Origin of the sequence: Rhizobium sp. R711, from assembly GCF_002211365.1 — a bacterium.
Lineage (GTDB): Bacteria > Pseudomonadota > Alphaproteobacteria > Rhizobiales > Rhizobiaceae > Rhizobium.
Map to the genome: position 1 here is coordinate 109543 of NZ_LOKZ01000037.1, position 14956 is coordinate 124498.

General features: G+C 59.7%; 14 protein-coding genes. 6 read left to right on the forward strand and 8 right to left on the reverse strand.

The features are described from left to right. Positions 1–89: 89 nt before the first annotated feature. A complete protein-coding gene (gene ctrA / locus ATY80_RS25460; protein WP_003542362.1) occupies positions 90–791 on the forward strand; it encodes a cell cycle two-component system response regulator CtrA in 702 nt (233 codons plus the stop codon). 135 nt (positions 792–926) lie between these two features. Here ctrA and ATY80_RS25465 read toward each other — a convergent pair whose 3' ends face one another. Together ATY80_RS25465 and ATY80_RS25470 are read right to left on the reverse strand one after the other, a co-directional pair. After that, positions 927–1289 (reverse strand): response regulator, encoded by a 363-nt coding sequence (locus ATY80_RS25465; RefSeq protein WP_088695066.1) that lies wholly within the window; start codon positions 1287–1289, stop codon positions 927–929. Between the two features lie 111 nt (positions 1290–1400). Next, a complete protein-coding gene (locus ATY80_RS25470; RefSeq protein WP_088695197.1) occupies positions 1401–2048 on the reverse strand; it encodes a histidine phosphotransferase family protein in 648 nt (215 codons plus the stop codon). A gap of 190 nt (positions 2049–2238) precedes the next feature. Here ATY80_RS25470 and ATY80_RS25475 point away from each other — a divergent pair, with 190 nt between their 5' ends. Together ATY80_RS25475 and ATY80_RS25480 are read left to right on the forward strand one after the other, a co-directional pair. Continuing rightward, entirely contained in the window at positions 2239–2838 is a 600-nt protein-coding gene (locus ATY80_RS25475; RefSeq protein WP_088695067.1) for an EipA family protein, read from the forward strand. Between the two features lie 120 nt (positions 2839–2958). Next, entirely contained in the window at positions 2959–4119 is a 1161-nt protein-coding gene (locus ATY80_RS25480; protein WP_088695068.1) for a hypothetical protein, read from the forward strand. 2 nt (positions 4120–4121) lie between these two features. Here the strand turns inward: ATY80_RS25480 and ATY80_RS25485 are convergent, their stop codons facing one another. Then, positions 4122–4940, reverse strand: a complete 819-nt coding sequence (locus tag ATY80_RS25485; RefSeq protein WP_088695069.1) for an RNA methyltransferase — start codon at positions 4938–4940, stop codon at positions 4122–4124. A gap of 4 nt (positions 4941–4944) precedes the next feature. Next, positions 4945–5331: a hypothetical protein gene (locus ATY80_RS25490; protein WP_088695070.1), complete on the reverse strand. Its 387-nt coding sequence runs from the start codon at positions 5329–5331 to the stop codon at positions 4945–4947. A gap of 42 nt (positions 5332–5373) precedes the next feature. Here ATY80_RS25490 and ATY80_RS25495 point away from each other — a divergent pair, with 42 nt between their 5' ends. Both ATY80_RS25495 and rpoH read left to right on the forward strand, forming a co-directional pair. Then, positions 5374–6399, forward strand: coding sequence for an RluA family pseudouridine synthase (locus tag ATY80_RS25495; protein ID WP_088695071.1), 1026 nt, complete (start codon positions 5374–5376; stop codon positions 6397–6399). A gap of 169 nt (positions 6400–6568) precedes the next feature. Then, complete coding sequence (rpoH, locus tag ATY80_RS25500) at positions 6569–7477, forward strand: RNA polymerase sigma factor RpoH (RefSeq protein ID WP_088695072.1); 909 nt, start codon at positions 6569–6571, stop codon at positions 7475–7477. 75 nt (positions 7478–7552) lie between these two features. Here rpoH and ATY80_RS25505 read toward each other — a convergent pair whose 3' ends face one another. Together ATY80_RS25505 and ATY80_RS25510 are read right to left on the reverse strand one after the other, a co-directional pair. Beyond that, entirely contained in the window at positions 7553–9877 is a 2325-nt protein-coding gene (locus ATY80_RS25505) for a hypothetical protein (protein ID WP_088695073.1), read from the reverse strand. Positions 9878–9937: 60 nt separating this feature from the next. Beyond that, positions 9938–11236 (reverse strand): adenylosuccinate synthase, encoded by a 1299-nt coding sequence (locus ATY80_RS25510; protein ID WP_088695074.1) that lies wholly within the window; start codon positions 11234–11236, stop codon positions 9938–9940. Between the two features lie 197 nt (positions 11237–11433). Between ATY80_RS25510 and ATY80_RS25515 the strand changes: the two genes are divergently transcribed. Beyond that, a complete protein-coding gene (locus tag ATY80_RS25515; protein ID WP_088695075.1) occupies positions 11434–12351 on the forward strand; it encodes a DMT family transporter in 918 nt (305 codons plus the stop codon). Here ATY80_RS25515 and ATY80_RS25520 read toward each other — a convergent pair. Continuing rightward, positions 12348–13193 carry a GNAT family N-acetyltransferase gene (locus ATY80_RS25520; protein ID WP_088695076.1) on the reverse strand — a complete coding sequence of 282 codons (846 nt, stop codon included), beginning with the start codon at positions 13191–13193 and terminating at the stop codon, positions 12348–12350. The genes ATY80_RS25515 and ATY80_RS25520 overlap by 4 nt on opposite strands. 288 nt (positions 13194–13481) lie before the next feature. After that, positions 13482–13964: a transcription elongation factor GreA gene (greA, locus tag ATY80_RS25525; protein WP_088695077.1), complete on the reverse strand. Its 483-nt coding sequence runs from the start codon at positions 13962–13964 to the stop codon at positions 13482–13484. Positions 13965–14956 lie beyond the last annotated feature (992 nt).

Here is a 14956-nt window from a genome sequence, read left to right on the forward strand (position 1 = left end):
TTTCGTGGCAGCTTCCAAATCACGCAGTGACATATTCGGTATCGCGTAGGGGGCCAGACCACCTTTCGGCGGCGGTAAAGGGGATAAGAATGCGGGTACTACTCATCGAAGATGATAGCGCGACAGCGCAGAGCATCGAATTGATGCTCAAATCAGAAAGTTTTAACGTCTACACCACCGATCTCGGTGAAGAAGGCGTCGACCTCGGGAAGTTGTATGATTACGACATCATCCTTCTCGATTTGAACCTTCCCGACATGTCCGGATATGAAGTGCTTCGCACTCTGCGCCTGTCCAAGGTCAAGACACCGATCCTGATTCTGTCCGGCATGGCCGGCATTGAAGACAAGGTTCGCGGCCTTGGTTTCGGCGCTGACGACTACATGACCAAGCCTTTCCACAAGGACGAGCTGGTCGCGCGCATTCATGCGATTGTCCGCCGTTCCAAGGGCCACGCCCAGTCCGTCATTATGACCGGCGAGCTGATCGTCAACCTCGATGCAAAGACCGTCGAAGTCGGCGGCCAGCGCGTCCACCTGACGGGCAAGGAATACCAGATGCTGGAGCTGCTTTCGCTCCGCAAGGGCACCACGCTCACCAAGGAAATGTTCCTGAACCACCTCTACGGCGGTATGGACGAGCCGGAACTGAAGATCATCGACGTCTTTATCTGCAAGCTGCGCAAGAAGCTCGCAAATGCTGCCGGCGGCGCAAATTATATCGAAACTGTCTGGGGCCGCGGCTACGTTCTGCGCGAGCCGGATGGTGCCGAGTACGCCGAAACCGCCTGACGTTTCATCCCCTTTGCCAAGCTTAAAGAAATCCCGTCCGTTGTGGCGGGATTTCTGTTTTTGGCATGCAAGCCGTTTTGGATACATGGAGAAGCCGCCCGGAGGCGGCTTCGGTCGGTTGAGAGATCTTGGAAACTATGCGGCGATCGCACGGTTGCCGAAAACGGCCGTGAGAATCTTGCGGTCGAACGGCTTGAGTAGAAAATCGGTCGCCCCTGCCCGCTTGCCCATCATCAGCTTCTTGAGATCGGCCTCGACCACGCAATAGTAGATCTTGACCTCCTTGCCGCCTTCCATGCCGCGAATGGTCGAAATCAGCTCGAGTGCATTGTCCATACCGGAATCGACGATGAGGTATTCGGGGAGTTGAACCTGGCAGCTGGCGAGAGCTTCAACGGCACTCGAGGCTTCACTGACCATAAAGTCGAGCTCGGAAAGGATGCGCTTTCCCACCTTCCGAACGACATCCGACGAGTCGGCGATCATAAACCTCTGCATGGCTGCTCCTTGCCCCAGCTTCTGTCCCGGCTGGCGTCTTACCAGCCAAGGATAGAAACATTAGGCTAAGGATTTATTACCTCGACGAGCCGAAACGGGCCGAGGTCTTCATCAAACAGCGACAACGTCAGCGGTAAATGTCAGCTCTTCCGTGGTTGCGCCGTGGCCGAGCGCCATGCCGCATTCGTCAGCGAGCAGCACCGTATAATACGGCTGGATCGAATGGGCATCGATGGCTTCCTCGATTTCCCCGGTCGAAATCTCCACGAATTTCGGCGGCAGGCGCATCAGCTTGCCCTTCGCGACGATCTTGAATTTTGCGTCAAGCTCGGGGTTCTCAAGCGTGACTTCGATGACGCCGCCGCGTGGAATCGACGAATAGGCCACCAGGAAGAGATTGAGCAGCAACTTGACGCGGTTCTTGGCGATGATCGCACGCGGACCAGTCCAGACAACCTCGGTCTTCTTCTCGGCGGCTGCGAAGTCCTTTGCCGCGCGTTCGGCTTCACCGGTATCGATCGAAGCCCCGACCGATCCGGAAGCACCAAAGGCGAGCCGGGCGAACTTCAGACGGACAGAGGCGTTGAGCGCGCTTGTCCTGATAAGATCCATCGCGTCGGCATCGGCGCCGCCCTCGTCCAGAAGCTCCAGACCGTTGTTGATTGCACCGACCGGCGAGATAACGTCATGGCAGACGCGACTGCACAGAAGCGCTGCCAGGTCCGGGCCGGTCAGGGTGAGGTTTGGATTCTTCGACATCATCGTCTCCAGGGGCGGCAAGATCATTCCGCCGTCTATCTTGCATCATCAAAATTGCGCGAAGTTTGCGGCCGCACTCGGCGCCATAATGACACCATATTTGGTAAACCGATTGTTAAGACCATACGCGCAAAATGAATCAAACGCCGGAAACGGCTCATCGTACCGACCATGATGAACGGATGACACCATGCGCTCCCATTTCCTCGGAAGATTTTCCGCCATCTGCCGACTCTTTGTTGCGCTGACCCTTTCGCCCCTCATCCTTGTTCCGACCAAGGCAACGGCACAGCAACAGTCCAACGGTGGCCAGTATTCGATGCAGGAAATCGTCGACGCCGGGCACTCGTTTTTCGGCTCGACGAGTGGCGGGCTGGCCAAGGTGATCGAAGCGGCCTTTCAGAAATACGGCCTTCCGAACGGCTACATTCTCGGCCAGGAAGGCTCTGGCGCCTTCATCGCCGGCCTCACATACGGCGAGGGCCAGTTGAACACAAAGAATGCTGGCGAACATCCGCTCTACTGGCAGGGTCCGTCGCTCGGCATTGATTACGGCGGTCAGGGCACGCGAGTCATGATGCTGGTCTATGACCTGCCCTCGACAGACGCCATATACGCGCGCTTCGGCGGCGTCAGCGGTCAGGCCTTCGTGATCGCTGGCTTCGGCATGACTCTTCTCAAGAACGATAACGTGCTTGTCGTGCCGATCCGCACCGGCGTCGGCGCGCGCCTCGGACTGAATGTCGGCTACCTCAAGGTGACGCCGAACCCAACCTGGAATCCTTTCTGATTTCCATCCGCGCCAGCGAACTCTCGCTCGCCGTTACCTTTCCGCCACTTGCCCTACGCGTCAGGTCCGCTTAATCATTGGTCCTGACGCAAATCAACCCCTGGAAGCCGTGGCGACGCCGTGATCGAATATGCTCTCTTGTTCGGATTGGGCTTCCTGACGGCAGCGTTCCTCGTTTTCCTGGTGTCGCCTGCTGTTCACCGCCGCATTGTCTGGTACACGGAAAATCGGATGCGCGCGACGATGCCGCTCAGCCCGCAGGAAGTGCGGGCACAGAAGGATATGGTCCGGGCCCTTTATGCCGCGGAAAATGCCAAGACCACACAGGACCTCGTGCGCGAGCGCGAAAAGTCGCTGGCGCTGCAACTGAAGCATGACGCGCTGGCGCTCGATGCGGGACGGTTTGCCGCCGAGATCGGTGGGCTGCAGGCCCAAATCAGCGACATGAGTGTCGAAGCTGCGGAACAGCGCTCGCACCTGCGCAAGGACGAGAACTATATCAGCCAGCTGAAGACCAGCCTTCACATTGCCGAGCAGGCAAGCGCCGCCAAGGAAGGCGAGCTAGACGTTCTTCGCATGCGCCTCAACAAGCTTGCAGAGCAGACCGACAATCTCAAGATCGATTTGGCGGCGCGCGAGACCGAAATCGAGAGTGTGACATTCAAAGCAAACGCGATCCGCGTCGAGCGGGACAATCTTCGCCAGGACGTGAGCCTGTTGCAGAAGCGCGCGAAGGATGCGGAGCAGGCGCTCGCCCAGCACGAGCACGCAGTCATCCGGCTCAAGGACCAGGCGGACCGCGATGCGGCATCGGTGGCCGACAAGGATGCACTCCTCCGACGCCGCCAGCAGGAAATTGCCAAGCTGAAGGAACAGGTCAAGGCCGTGAACGCTGAACTGCGCAAAGCAAACCGCGCGCTCCGCGGCGCAGGCCTCCCGCCTGTAATCGCAGATTCGGTTTCGCAGGAGCGGGCAACAGAGGAAACGATGACAACCGAACTCGATACCGCAGCGATTGCAGCGCGCCTGAGCGACGAAGTGCGCAAGCGCAGTGCCGCCGTCTCAGAACAACTTCTGAAAGCGAAATCCGACTCTGGCCACGACGGCGCGATACGCGAGGAGATCGCCGGCATCGCTGCAAGCATGGTTGCGTTGACCGCCATCAACGAAGGCCCCTCCTCGCCGATCCGCGACCTTCTGCCGGACGCCACCGACGCTCAGGATGGCGAGCGCATCAACCTCGCGCAGCGCGCGGCCACGATCTTGTCCGAGCCGGGCTGAAATCAGATCAGTGCTGCAGCCGATGACATGGCGAAGAGAGCAATGCCCGTTGCCGTCGCCACGTTCAAGCTGTCCAATCCTTGCGATTGTGGGATGCGCGCGCTGCGGAAGCGCTCCAGCACCGCGGGAGGTAACCCCTCGCCTTCTGTACCCACAACCAGTGCCATGCGCTCCGCCGGTGGTATGGCCCGAATGTCGGTCTCGCCGCGGGGCGAAAGCGTCCAGATTGAAAAGCCGTTCGCCGCAAGCCGTGTCAGCACGTCAAGCGCCGTGCCCTTCCGTTCGTAAGGAACGCTGAGCACGGAGCCGACGGACACGCGCAGTGCCTTCCGGTAGAGCGGGTCACACGACGTCTCGTCTAGAAAGACACCGTCCGCCTTAAAGGCGGCCGCATTGCGGAACATGGACCCGGCATTGTCATGGTTGGAAATGCCGCATCCCACGAGAACCAACGAACGCGCCGGCAGTTGGTCGATAAGATCGAATTCAGCCACCTCGCGCCTGCCGAGCGCCAGCACGCCGCGATGCAGATGAAATCCGACGATCCGGTCCAGAACCTCCGCCTCGGCGACATAAACCGGCACATTGTCCGGTAACCTCTCGAGGATTGGAGCGACGCCATCGACACGGTTCTTGAGCAACAGCACTTTTTCAGTAGCAAAGCTGCCGCTGCGGCTCGCCTCCGCCAGCAGCCGAAGCACCACCGTACCCTCCGCGATGAAGCGGTTATGCCGGCCGGTGAGATCGCGCTCGCGAATGTCACGAAAGTCGGTGATGCGCGGATCGTCGGCACTCTCGATGGCTATGAGGCGAGAAGGCATCGCCCTAGCCGCCGTTAATCGTCACATCGGCAACAATGTGCCCCGACAGGATGTCGACGACAAGCGACTTCTTAATTCCGTTGGCTGTGGCCCCGAAGAACATGATCTGGCCTCCCGAGAGCGACGAGGACTGGATGACAAAACCCGGCGGCAGCGTTGCCGTCACATGCACCGGCGCATCGGAGGGAACGGCCGTGGATGTTGCGGCCACGGGTTCCTTCGCAGGAGCCCGCATCGTCTTGTAGACAACGGCGCCGAAGACAGCCATAAGGCTCACGAACATGATGATGCCTGAGACGATCTGCAGGCGGATCATCTTGCGCCGGACACGTTCCATCGCCGGATCAAGGGGCTTTTCGTCCTGATCGTCGTCTGGCTGGATATTCGTCATATGTGGCGTTCCGTTCTATAAATCATTCGGAGAAGAAGCGTCTTGAGCGACCCCTTTAAACAAGCATCCGGCATTAGAAAAGTCCTCACCGCTGACGAGAACGCTGAAGGCCGTCTGGACGCGTGGATGACGGCACAGCTTGGCGAAGAGTTTTCGCGCAGCCGCGTGAAGGTGCTGATCAAGGAAGGCCAGGTCTCGGTGGCCGGTAAGGTCGTCGCCGATCCGCAGAAAAAGGTGCGTCCGGGCGATACCTTTGAGATCCTGCTGCCTGAGCCTGAGGATCCGACGCCGCAGGGTGAGAATATCCCGCTCGATATTCTGTACGAAGACGACGACGTCATCGTCATCTCCAAACCGGCTGGCCTGGTGGTGCACCCCGCGGCTGGCAACTGGACGGGCACACTCGTCAACGCGCTAATCTATCATTGCGGGGACAGTCTGTCGGGCATCGGCGGCGTGCGTCGTCCGGGCATCGTCCACCGGCTGGACAAGGACACCACGGGCGTAATGGTCGTCGCCAAGAACGATATCTCTCATCGCCACCTGTCGCTTCAGTTTGCCGATCACGGGCGGACCATGCCGCTGGAGCGTGCCTACCAGGCGATCGTCTGGGGCCGTCCTCGCTCGTTGACCGGAACCATCAATGCCCCGCTCGGCCGCTCCGTCGGCGACCGTACGCGCCGAGCCGTGAAGCGGCCCGAAACGCAGGATGCCGACGAGGCAATCACGCACTACGAAGTTCTCGAGCGCTTCCATGAGAACCCCGACGCGACATCACTTGCCTCGCTTGTCGAGTGCCACCTCGAAACCGGCCGCACCCATCAGATCCGCGTGCACATGGCACATATCGGCCACCCGCTGCTCGGCGATACGGTCTACGGAGCAGGTTTCAAAACCAAGGCAAACCTGCTTCCGGATGCTGCCAGGAAGACTGTGAACGCCTTCGGAAGACAGGCGCTCCACGCCTACCTGCTGCAATTCGAGCACCCGCGCACCGGCGAGGTTATGCACTTCGAAGTGCAACTGCCAGAGGACATGGAGGAACTGGCAAACGCCCTAAGGGCCTAGCCGGAGTAACGCCTTCGTGAAAGGGCGTGCGGCCTTGAACCCCTGTTCCGCCATACTTATCTGTACATTGACTTAGTGCGGGCTTGGATAAAGCCGCACGTCCCGGTTTGCCTTTCGACGCAGGGGCGCGTTCCATCGGGAACCGGAATTCAGATAGGAGGGTGCTTTTATGGCCCGAAATAACTTGCCGTCCATTACCGCCGGCGAAGCCGGTCTCAATCGTTATCTCGACGAGATTCGCAAGTTCCCGATGCTGGAGCCGCAGCAGGAATATATGCTCGCGAAGCGCTATGCGGAACACGGCGATCGCGAAGCCGCACACAAACTCGTCACCAGCCACCTGCGCCTCGTTGCGAAGATCGCGATGGGCTATCGCGGCTATGGCTTGCCGATCGGCGAAGTCGTCTCCGAAGGGAACGTCGGCCTGATGCAGGCCGTCAAGAAGTTCGATCCGGAACGCGGTTTCCGTCTTGCCACCTATGCCATGTGGTGGATCAAGGCCTCGATCCAGGAATACATCCTGCGTTCCTGGTCCCTGGTGAAGATGGGTACGACCGCCAATCAGAAGCGACTGTTCTTCAATCTGCGTCGCCTCAAGGGCCGTATCCAGGCCATTGACGACGGTGACTTGAAGCCGGAACACGTCGCTGAGATTGCCACCAAGCTGAACGTCTCCGAGGAGGAGGTCGTCTCGATGAACCGCCGCCTGTCGGGCGACGCGTCGCTGAACGCACCGATCAAGGCCTCGGAAGGCGAGTCCGGCCAATGGCAGGATTGGCTCGTCGACGACCATGACAGTCAGGAAGAGGTTCTGATCGAGCAGGACGAACTCGACACCCGTCGCCGTATGCTGGCGAAGGCGATGAGCGTTCTGAACGACCGTGAACGCCGTATCTTCGAGGCGCGTCGTCTCGCTGAAGATCCGGTAACGCTGGAAGACCTCTCGTCGGAGTTCGACATCAGCCGCGAGCGCGTTCGTCAGATCGAAGTCCGCGCATTCGAAAAGGTTCAGGACGCCGTTCGCAAGGAAGCTCTCGAACGCGCCAAGGCCGTTCGGGTGGTGGAAGCGACGGCGTAACGCTCGATCGTAGTTTAAACAGAAAGGGCGGGACCATTTGGTCCCGCCCTTTCTTTTTGTCGATTCGATAGTCGCCTACTGACTGGTCGATACATCGCCGAAAGCGGCCCATTCCTTAATCGCGGCGTTGAACGCCTCAGCGCCCGTAGTGCCCTTCTGCATTGTCAGAAGTGCACGGCGACCGTTGCGATACGTGATCGGAATATCGATCCAGTCGCGGCTTGAAAGGAGATCGAGGTTCGCCTTGCGCGCGTCCGGATAGTCGTTAAGGGCGATCATGTGGAAATCGTCGGTAATCTTTGCAGGCACAGCAATCAGGGCGTCGCCGCGATCCTGTTCGGTGCGCTTCATCGAAATACGCTGAACGCTTTCGATGGCGCCGCCTTCAAAATTCGGCGGCAGCGAGAAGACCACCTCGACGATATGGCTGGCCGGCAGCGACGGATCGGAGTTGCGCTTGAACGTCAGCTGTGCCGACAGATTGCGTTCCGGAACGGTTACAGTCGCCTGTACCGTCGCTTCCTGCCTGCCGTCGGAACCTGCCTCGTGCTGGAGACTCCAGACGACGGACCCCTGGATGGCGGTCGGCGAACTCTGACCGATCCGCTCCTCATAGAGGAACATCTTCTCGGTGGAACCTACCGGCGCAGCTTGCGTAGCTCCAGGCGCCGCTGGCGCAGTCGCAGGCGGGGCATTCGTTGCGGGCGTCGTCGAGGTCACTGGCGGGGTCGTATCCGCCGCTGCAACGTTCTGCTCGGCTACCGACTTTCCTTCGGCCGTCGGCGTTCCCGGAACGGAAGCGGGGCCGCTGTCCACCTCTGTACCATCGACAAGAAGCCGCTGGTTGAACTTGTTGTTGACGGAAGCGCCATCATTCAAGGAAGCAACTTCCTTGTTTGCCTCAGCCGGCTTTGCCTCGCTGGTCTGCGGCGTTGTCGCACCGGGCTTGGTGGGCGTCTGCTCGTTCTTCGTGCCCTGCGAAGGAGCCGCGCTCACGAGGTTCTTCACCATTGACGACAGCGCGTCCTTATTGGTCCAGGCGGCATATCCGCCACCACCGACCACGCCCAGCGCAATGAGAATCGTTACGATGGAGCCGATGCCGAAACGGCGGCGCTTCGGCTCCATACGGAGGTTTTTGCCCTGGAACTTGGCAGCAACCGCACTGTCAAGATCGGCCGCCGGAATGCCGTCATCATCCTCGGCAACGACGCCACGATTGTCGTATCCGCGAAGTGGCTTTGCCTCCTGCCAGGCCGGATTGGTTTCCGAGGCAGATTTTGCTGCCGGCGCCCCATGAATTTCGGAGAAGAGATCGCCGTCGTCAAAATGGGCGTTGATCGGAACCTTCTTGCCGCTTTCAATCGGCGGCAAGTCGTCGAAGGCCGCGGACTCCCAGGAGAAGCCCTCATTCGCGGCGGGCATCTTCACGCCGCCTGGCGTATGGTCGATCCCTGCGATGACGTCTTCGAACGCACGTGCCGCTTCATTTGCGGGAGCAACTGGCGCTGCTTCCGAAAACTGCCTGAGTTCCTCGAGTGCCCAATCCGTCTGCGCATCCTTGGCGGGAGGCGCCGGTGTTTCCTCCACGGGCTCTGCCCACACCGGATCGAAATGCCCGGCGGCATCTGCCTGGAGCGGCTCCTCCTGGCTGCGATCCACGAATTCCTCCGGAGGACGGTCCAGCCCAAGGACCGGTTCGACCAGACGGTTGGTCAGATCGTAGTCACGCGCAATCGGCTGCGCCGATTCAGCATAGGTTGGCTCGACCGGTTCGAGCAGCGGCTCCTCGGGCGCGACAACATGCTCTTCTTGACCGCGCCGATCCTCGTAGACAACCTCTTCGGAATGAGCAGCCTGCCAATGCTCTACAGGCTCGGCTTCCTCGACGGGAGCCGCCTGCTCCTCATTCGCCCAAGGTTCCTCCTGCTGCGCCGTATGCTCCGGCTCGGCAGCGACAGGTTCCTCATAGTGAGGCGCAGGCTCGTCGGCCGGCTCTTCGTAGCCAGGTGCTGCCAATTCTTCGGCTTCCACGTGATCTTCGTGGACCGGCGTCGCATGCAACGGCTCCTCGACTACGGCTTCGTCGGCAAGCGATTCAGGCGCGGCAGCTTCCGGCTCAGGGGCGGCATCGACGCTTGACCCAACGGCAGTCTCATCTGCGAGCGAGGCACCATCGACCGGAACGGCTTCGGCATGTTCCGCTTCGACTTCGCGGATTGCAGCTTCGAGCTTTTCAAGCTGCCGTTGCAACATCGCTTCCGGTGGGCGCGGCTTCATATTCTCGAGCTGCCGCTGAACAGCACCGCGAGCACGCTCGTAGACTTTCACCCGCATCTCGGGAGTATTTTCAGACAGGCCGTCAACCGCCCGCCGGATAACTGCGATAAAATCCGCCATTCGTACTTTCTCTAAGAGTGCGGCTCGCCCTGCGAACCGCACAAATAATGACCCACGACCTTAGTCCTCAAACGGATCGGTCACAAGTATCGTGTCGTCTCGCTCAGGACTTGTAGACAAGAGAGCGACAGGCGCCCCGATCAACTCTTCGACCTGGCGGACATACTTGATTGCCTGGGCCGGCAGATCGGCCCAGCTGCGCGCGCCGACAGTCGATTCCTTCCAGCCTTCAAGTGTAACATAGATCGGCTCAACGCGTGCCTGCGCGCCCTGGCTGGCCGGAAGATGATCGATTTCTTCACCGTCGAGCTTGTAGCCGACGCAGATCTTCAATTCGTCCAGGCCGTCGAGAACATCGAGCTTCGTCAACGCGATCCCGGTAATGCCGTTGGTTGCAACCGACTGGCGCACCAGCGCCGCATCGAACCAGCCGCAGCGACGCTTACGGCCGGTTACCGTGCCGAATTCGTGGCCCTTTTCACCGAGGAACTGGCCAATGTCATCATGCAGCTCGGTCGGGAACGGCCCCTCGCCAACGCGCGTCGTGTAGGCCTTTGTGATGCCGAGGATATAGCCGAGCGATCCTGGGCCCATGCCCGAACCGGCCGCAGCCTGACCGGCAACCGTGTTCGAAGATGTTACGAACGGGTACGTGCCATGGTCGATGTCGAGCAGGCTTCCCTGCGCGCCTTCGAACAGAATGCGGGCGCCCTTGCGGCGCTCCTTGTCAAGGAAAAGCCAAACGGTATCGCGGTAGGGAAGCACGCGATCGGCGATCGACGTCAGTTCGGTCATGATCGTGTCGTGGCTGACCTCGACGACGCCAAGGCCGCGACGCAATGCATTGTGATGCGTCAGAATACGGTCGACCTTACCAGGCAGCGTGTCCAGATCAGCGAGATCCATCACGCGGATGGCGCGGCGGCCGACCTTGTCTTCATAGGCCGGACCAATGCCGCGGCGCGTGGTGCCGATTTTCGTACCGCTGTTGGACGCGGCGTCTTCGCGGTAGGCGTCGAGCTCGCGGTGCAGCGAAAGAATAAGCGTTGCGTTGTCGGCAATGCGCAGGTTCTCGGGAGAGATTTTTACGCCCTGCTTCTCCAGCTTCTCGATCTCGGCGATCAGCGCATGCGGATCGACGACGACGCCGTTGCCGATCACGGCCATCTTGCCGGGACGCACGACGCCGGATGGCAAAAGCGACAGCTTGTAGCTGGTTCCGTCGATAACCAGCGTATGGCCTGCATTGTGTCCGCCCTGATAGCGCACAACGATGTCCGCACGTTCCGAAAGCCAATCGACAATCTTGCCCTTGCCTTCGTCACCCCATTGCGAACCGACCACGACTACGTTCGTCATTCACGTCTTCCTGTTAAAGGCGGATTTAACCGCACCCTTCTCAAACCCGCGCATCTATAAAGCTTTGTCACGGGGAAAGCGACCCTGTTGTGCCGCCGGAATCGGCTTTTTACGTGACAAATCAGCCATCATCGGGCTATTGGCCAATCATACTCTGAGGTTGAGAACCGCATCGCCGTCATCTGGAAGAATCGCCTGTGCAGGTCGCCGCCTATATTTCTCTCGTCGTCGCAGCACTCTGCTGGGGCGGAAACGCGGTGGCGGGCAAGCTCGCGCTTGGTCACGTTAGCCCGATGATGCTGACGTTTCTGCGCTGGTTCCTTGCGACAGCGCTCATAGCCGCCGTTTCGGTCCCGCAGTTGAAACGCGACTGGCCGATCGTCCGCAGGAATCTGCCGCTGCTCTTCTTTTACGGCGTCATCGGCTACACGCTTTTCAACGCGATGCTTTACTCGGCCGTCAAGTATACGACCGTGATCAATGTTGCGATCGAGCAGGCCGGCATTCCGATGCTGATCTTCCTCTTGAATTTCGTCTTCTTCCGCACAGGCGTTTCTGCCGCGCAAATCGTCGGCTTCGCCATGACACTAGGCGGCGTCGCATTGACCGCAGCGCATGGCGACCTGACAACCCTGCTGCAACTTGGCCTCAACCACGGCGACGGCCTGATGCTGATCGCTGTCGCCGCCTACTCGGTCTACACCATCTTCCTGCGCTGGAAGCCGCGGCTCGATTGGCGCACCCTGATGGCTATCCCCGCGCTCGGTGCGACGCTGACCGCAGTGCCGCTTCTTGTTTGGGAGAGCACACAGGGCGCTGTTCGGCTACCTGACAACAAGGGATGGCTGATTGCCTTCTACACAGCAATCTTCGCCTCCTTGCTTGCGCAGATCCTCTATATCAAGGGCGTCGAGGCAATCGGCGCAAATCGCGCCGGGCTCTTCATCAACCTTGTGCCGGTGTTCGGAACGCTGTTATCCGTAGCGCTGCTTGGCGAGCGCCTTCAGCCTTTCCATTTGATTGCGCTTTCGCTCGCCTTGGGCGGCATTGCCATCGCCGAAAAAGGTCGCCCCCAAAAGGCCGCCTCAACCGCCCCCGCCTCGCCTATGGACTAGCCGAGTTCCAGCGTCGTGACGCCGAAGATATTCTTCAGCGGAACGACGGGCGCTGTTCCCCGATACATCCGCGCCGTTTCGAAGACCGGCGCCAAGCCCATGCTCTCGGCAAGCTCAACCGCCTCGCCATTGCTGGTCGGAATGTCAATGAAGACCTTGGCCCCTTTGGCGTGTGGCGTGAGGGCTGAAAGCAAGGCTGCAGCGCTATCCCTGTCGGCGGCAAACAGCGGACCGATCTTGTAGCCGTCGTAACAACGACGGATAGTTCCGTACCCACGAATCTTGCCGCTCTTGCGCACCACCGCCGAATGCCGGTCCCTGCGCGCCGCACACCATGACGCCACAAACGCCGGCCGCGGTGCGGGAAAGATCGTTGCGTCGTAGCGCAGCAATCCGTCGAGTTTATCCGATACAGCCTGAGCGGCCAGTGTTGACCCAGGCACGGCCGATATCACGCCGCCGTAGCGAACCGTCCGGTAAGCCTCTTCGAAGCCGGCCTTGCGGTAATTGTCCTGCTGCGCGGGGACACCGTCCAGCCCAATGCTGCGGCCTTCCGCGGACGCCACGCCGGCATTCCAGATGGCCCTGCCATAGCCCTTACCCCGAAAATCGGGATGGACGATATAAAGCCCCAGGAAAGCGAAATCTTCGCCATATTTGACGACGGAAATCGAGGCGACCGGCACCTCCCCTAGCACGCCAACGAAAAATCCGGACGGGTCCGCATCGTGGAAAGCAACCGAGTCGTCGAGGCCGGGATTCCATCCCTCCTGACGTGCCCACTCGAGCACTAGCTCTAACTCACCGGGTCGCATCGGGCGAACGGCAAACTCCGAATTCATGCAACGTCCCTAAATCAGATCGACCGCAAGTTCGCACTTGCGGGACAAATAAAGATCAAAGTCTAACAGCCGTAAACCAACCGACGGCGAAGAAACATGTTCACGGCTAAGGCGATCTGCAGCGATCGTCATGAAGCACGACCCGAAAATTCTTCGCATCGCAACCATCATGGAACAGGGAGATTACAATCTCAAGATAATTACTTAAGAGAACATGAAGATGCGCCCAGCTTCAGAGTTCAGAGAAGCTTAAGCTGCTCGAAAATCGTACGAGCGTCATGTTCGCATCTACGCGATGGCGATGACCTCAAGCTCTTGACCACCGAGACTGACGACATCTCCGATCGTCTTGCCGATGAGAGTTCTCGCCACCGGAGATACAAAGGAAATCGATCCGGCTTTGGGATCGGCTTCATCCTCTCCCACGACCCGATATGTCTGCACGCGCCCGTCGTCCCGGCTGAAGGTCACGGTGCTTCCAAAGGCAACGGTATCAAATGAAATCGGATCAGGCATAACCTGCGCCGTGCGGACGCGCGTAGTAAAGTAGCGTAGATCCCGTAACGGGTTCGCTGCTTGCCGCCGCCGCTCATTTACATCTTCGATCGTGCTCGCGGCATCATAGGCCTCGCGCGCTTGCTGCAGTTGCAATTCCAGAGCCTTCAGGCCCGCTTCCGTAACGAGGTTCGGATGCGACGAAATTGGACGGTCAGGCAAAAGTGTCTCCGAAGCAGCTTCGGCACTTTCCTCTTTGACGAAGGCAACACTCAATTTCGAAACTCCGCTCTTTGGTCTCTGATTTCGCAACGCTCAGCCGATGGGTCGCGATTGATCGAAACAACGCATATTCCGCAATGGCGTGACACCGGTTGTTAGGCTGTCGCCGTTGCAGTCGATCTTATACCATCTCGTCCAATGGTCACAGCCGGGCAAGAACAACGACCGCACCTCCCGTTCCGAACGAACCGCCTGAGCGGCCCGATTGCCGCAAGCCGCCATGGCTAGTTTCGGCAAATGGGTTTGGCTACCCGGCTGATTTTCCCCGCTTGCTCCAATCGAAATAGGATCACATTCCCATTCATCGCTGTGGAGCCTTTCATGTTTCTCGGTCTCAGTGTCAGTCCAATTCAGCCAGCGCATCGCGCCATGCCGAAACAACGTTCCGCTGTCGCCTTCGGAGATAGCCTGACAGCGGGCGCCGGCGCATCGTCCCCCTACCACTCCTACCCCGCGTTGGCGGCCTCTTTGTTCGACCCGCCTCGTATTATCCTCAATCGCGGCATGGGTGGCCAGACGTCCACCCAGATCGCCGCTCGTCAGGGAGGCAAGCCGTTGCTGCTCGCGGTGCAGGGTCCCGAATCCAAGAACCTGTTTCCGCGTACCCGCGACTGGATGGCTTCCTTTGACGCCGGTGTCATCAACGGACTGGCTCACGAGTTGGTAGCCCTCGGGCATCGACGACGCCGGGCTCCCCTACGGCGACGTTCGCATTCATGGAACAGCGACCGCCACGTTCACGGATGTCGGACGACAGATATATGGCTCCATAGCCGCAAACCGCGAAGTCGAACCAGGTAGCCACTGGACCATATCGGGCGAGGCTCAACTCAGCGGCGGCTCGACCAGCGGCGTGAACGGCTTCAATCTCCCACTCATTCAGGCGGACGAACCCGGAGGATATCTCAACGAGATTGCATCCTTTAGCTTCCCGCTCGACGGCACGCGCAATAGCATGTCCGGAAGCGGCGAAACAACCCACACTT

What these genes read in the sequence shown, in the direction of transcription:
- ctrA (WP_003542362.1), top strand. Translation starts at nt 90, where the DNA reads ATGCGGGTACTACTCATCGAAGATGATAGCGCGACAGCGCAGAGCATC.
- ATY80_RS25465 (WP_088695066.1), bottom strand. Translation starts at nt 1,289, where the DNA reads ATGCAGAGGTTTATGATCGCCGACTCGTCGGATGTCGTTCGGAAGGTG.
- ATY80_RS25470 (WP_088695197.1), bottom strand. Translation starts at nt 2,048, where the DNA reads ATGTCGAAGAATCCAAACCTCACCCTGACCGGCCCGGACCTGGCAGCG.
- ATY80_RS25475 (WP_088695067.1), top strand. Translation starts at nt 2,239, where the DNA reads ATGCGCTCCCATTTCCTCGGAAGATTTTCCGCCATCTGCCGACTCTTT.
- ATY80_RS25485 (WP_088695069.1), bottom strand. Translation starts at nt 4,940, where the DNA reads ATGCCTTCTCGCCTCATAGCCATCGAGAGTGCCGACGATCCGCGCATC.
- ATY80_RS25490 (WP_088695070.1), bottom strand. Translation starts at nt 5,331, where the DNA reads ATGACGAATATCCAGCCAGACGACGATCAGGACGAAAAGCCCCTTGAT.
- rpoH (WP_088695072.1), top strand. Translation starts at nt 6,569, where the DNA reads ATGGCCCGAAATAACTTGCCGTCCATTACCGCCGGCGAAGCCGGTCTC.
- ATY80_RS25505 (WP_088695073.1), bottom strand. Translation starts at nt 9,877, where the DNA reads ATGGCGGATTTTATCGCAGTTATCCGGCGGGCGGTTGACGGCCTGTCT.
- ATY80_RS25510 (WP_088695074.1), bottom strand. Translation starts at nt 11,236, where the DNA reads ATGACGAACGTAGTCGTGGTCGGTTCGCAATGGGGTGACGAAGGCAAG.
- ATY80_RS25520 (WP_088695076.1), bottom strand. Translation starts at nt 13,193, where the DNA reads ATGAATTCGGAGTTTGCCGTTCGCCCGATGCGACCCGGTGAGTTAGAG.